The 2,499-nt window shown below is 59.3% G+C and carries 2 protein-coding genes; both read left to right on the forward strand.

All coding sequences use genetic code 11. From position 1 onward, the window contains the following. The first annotated feature begins 113 nt into the window (after positions 1 to 113). Positions 114 to 1,643 carry an IS21 family transposase gene (gene istA / locus JM93_RS21610; RefSeq protein ID WP_145347764.1) on the forward strand — a complete coding sequence of 510 codons (1,530 nt, stop codon included), beginning with the start codon at positions 114 to 116 and terminating at the stop codon, positions 1,641 to 1,643. After that, a complete protein-coding gene (gene istB / locus JM93_RS21615; RefSeq protein ID WP_145347766.1) occupies positions 1,633 to 2,415 on the forward strand; it encodes an IS21-like element helper ATPase IstB in 783 nt (260 codons plus the stop codon). The genes istA and istB overlap by 11 nt, the downstream gene beginning before the upstream one ends. Positions 2,416 to 2,499: the final 84 nt, after the last annotated feature.

Raw genomic sequence — 2,499 nt, forward strand, 5'->3', positions numbered from 1 at the left:
TGTTGATTTTCACCGAGAACTGACCCGGTGAGGCCCGATTTTTTCACTGAGAACTGACCCATGTTTAAACCCACCCCTGAGTGATTTCGGCGGGGGAATACGGAGTGATAGACATGGCGTTGTTGAGCGTTATCAGACGCTGGCATTTTCGTGATCAGCTTTCGATCCGGGAGATCTCCCGGCGCACCGGATTGTCCCGGAACACAGTGCGCAAGTATTTGCGGGATGATACGGTTGAACCCGTGTTCAAGGTTCCCGAGAGGCCCAGCAAACTTGATGCCTTTGCCGACAAGCTGTCGGCCTGGTTGCGAGCAGAGTCGACCAAATCGCGCAAGCAGAAACGGACGATCAAGCAGTTGCACGCCGATCTGGTGAGCCTGGGCTATGATGGCTCCTATGGCCGGGTGGCCGCCTTCGCGCGAGACTGGAAAGCTGACCGGCAGCGCGAGCAGCAGACCAGCGGCCGCGGAACCTTCGTGCCGCTGGCGTTCGAGCCCGGTGAAGCCTTCCAGTTCGACTGGTCCGAAGACTGGGCGATCATCGGTGGCGAGCGGACCAAGTTGCAGGTCGCCCACTTCAAACTCAGTTACAGCCGGGCCTTCATCGTCCGTGCCTATCTCCTGCAAACCCACGAGATGCTGTTCGACGCCCACAACCATGCCTTCCGGGTTCTGGGCGGCGTTCCCCGACGCGGGATCTATGACAACATGAAGACCGCTGTCGACAAGGTCGGGCGCGGCAAAGACCGCCAGGTCAATGCTCGCTTCTCGGCCCTGGTCAGTCATTATCTCTTCGAAGCCGAGTTCTGTAATCCGGCTTCCGGATGGGAGAAGGGGCAGGTCGAGAAGAATGTACGGGATGCCCGGCACAGACTGTGGCAGCCGATGCCGCGCGTGGCCAGCCTCGAGGAATTGAACGACTGGCTGGAAAACCGCTGCAAAGATCTCTGGCAGACCATCCCACATGGAACGCAACCAGAGACGATCGCAGATATCTGGGCCGAAGAAGTCTCCAAGCTTATGCAGGTCGGCCGTCTCTTCGACGGCTTTGTCGAGTATGCCAAGCGGGTCTCGCCAACCTGCCTGGTTCACTTTGAGCGCAACCGCTACAGCGTGCCGGCATCGTTTGCCAACCGCCCTGTCAGCTTGCGGGTCTATCCGGACAGGATCGCCGTGGTCGCGGAAGGCTTGAGCGTCTGCGAGCATCAGAGGATCATCAACCGGTCTCATGACCGGCCCGGCAGAACGGTTTATGACTGGCGGCATTATCTGGCCGTCATCCAACGCAAACCAGGTGCGCTTCGTAATGGTGCCCCCTTCGCCGAACTGCCGGAAGCCTTCACGTCATTACAACGGCATCTGCTCAAGAAGCCTGGCGGGGACAGGGAAATGGCCGAGATCCTCGCTCTCGTGCTTCATCATGACGAGCGGACTGTCCTGACGGCAGTCGAGACGGCATTGGACGCAGGCGTTCCGACAAAGACGCATGTCCTCAACCTTCTGCACCGGCTGACGGACGGAAAGCCGGTGACCCCTCCGGTCATCCGGGCGCCACAGGCCCTGTCTCTCAGCCAGGAACCGAAGGCCAATGTCGAACGCTATGACGCCCTGCGCAAACTGAAGGAGGCCCGCCATGCGTCATGATCCAGCCAGCGCCGCTGTCGTCATCATGCTCAAGAGCCTCAAAATGCACGGCATGGCTCAAGCTGTCGGCGACCTCACCGAACAGGGTTCTCCCGCCTTCGAGGCTGCCATTCCGATCCTGTCCCAATTGCTCAAGGCAGAGACGGCGGAGCGGGAGGTCAGATCGGTGGCCTATCAGCTCAAGGCCGCACGCTTTCCAGCTTACAGGGACCTGAACGGATTCGACTTTGCCAGCAGCGAAGTCAACGAGGCGCTCGTGCGCCAGCTTCACCGCTGCGAGTTCATCGAGCAGGCTCACAATGCCGTCTTCCTCGGGGGGCCCGGAACCGGGAAGACGCATCTTGCGACCGCCCTCGGCATCCAGGCCATCGAACATCACCGCAAACGTGTCCGCTTCTTCTCCACCGTTGAACTCGTCAATGCACTGGAACAGGAGAAAGCCCAAGGCAAGGCGGGCCAGATCGCCAACCGGCTCGTCCATTCCGATCTCGTGATCCTCGACGAGTTGGGATACCTGCCGTTCAGCGCGTCCGGCGGTGCTCTGCTCTTCCATCTTCTGAGCAAGCTCTACGAGCGCACCAGCGTCATCATCACCACCAATCTGAGCTTCTCGGAATGGGCATCAGTCTTTGGGGACGCCAAGATGACCACCGCACTGCTCGACCGGCTCACCCACCACTGCCATATCCTTGAAACCGGAAACGAAAGCTTCCGCTTCAAAAACAGCACCGCAAATCAGGCCGACAACGAAGGGAGGAAACCAAAATCTTGACCACGGCGTAACTGCCGTTCCATACACAAAAGGCGGGTCAATTCTCGGTGGAAATACCGGGGCAGTTCTCGGTGAAAATCAACA

The organism is Roseibium hamelinense (assembly GCF_007830545.1).
GTDB classification, from domain to species: domain Bacteria; phylum Pseudomonadota; class Alphaproteobacteria; order Rhizobiales; family Stappiaceae; genus Roseibium; species Roseibium hamelinense.

Bases quoted from the DNA above. Each gene is read 5' to 3' on its own strand.
- istA (WP_145347764.1), top strand. From the start codon at position 114: ATGGCGTTGTTGAGCGTTATCAGACGCTGGCATTTTCGTGATCAGCTT.
- istB (WP_145347766.1), top strand. From the start codon at position 1,633: ATGCGTCATGATCCAGCCAGCGCCGCTGTCGTCATCATGCTCAAGAGC.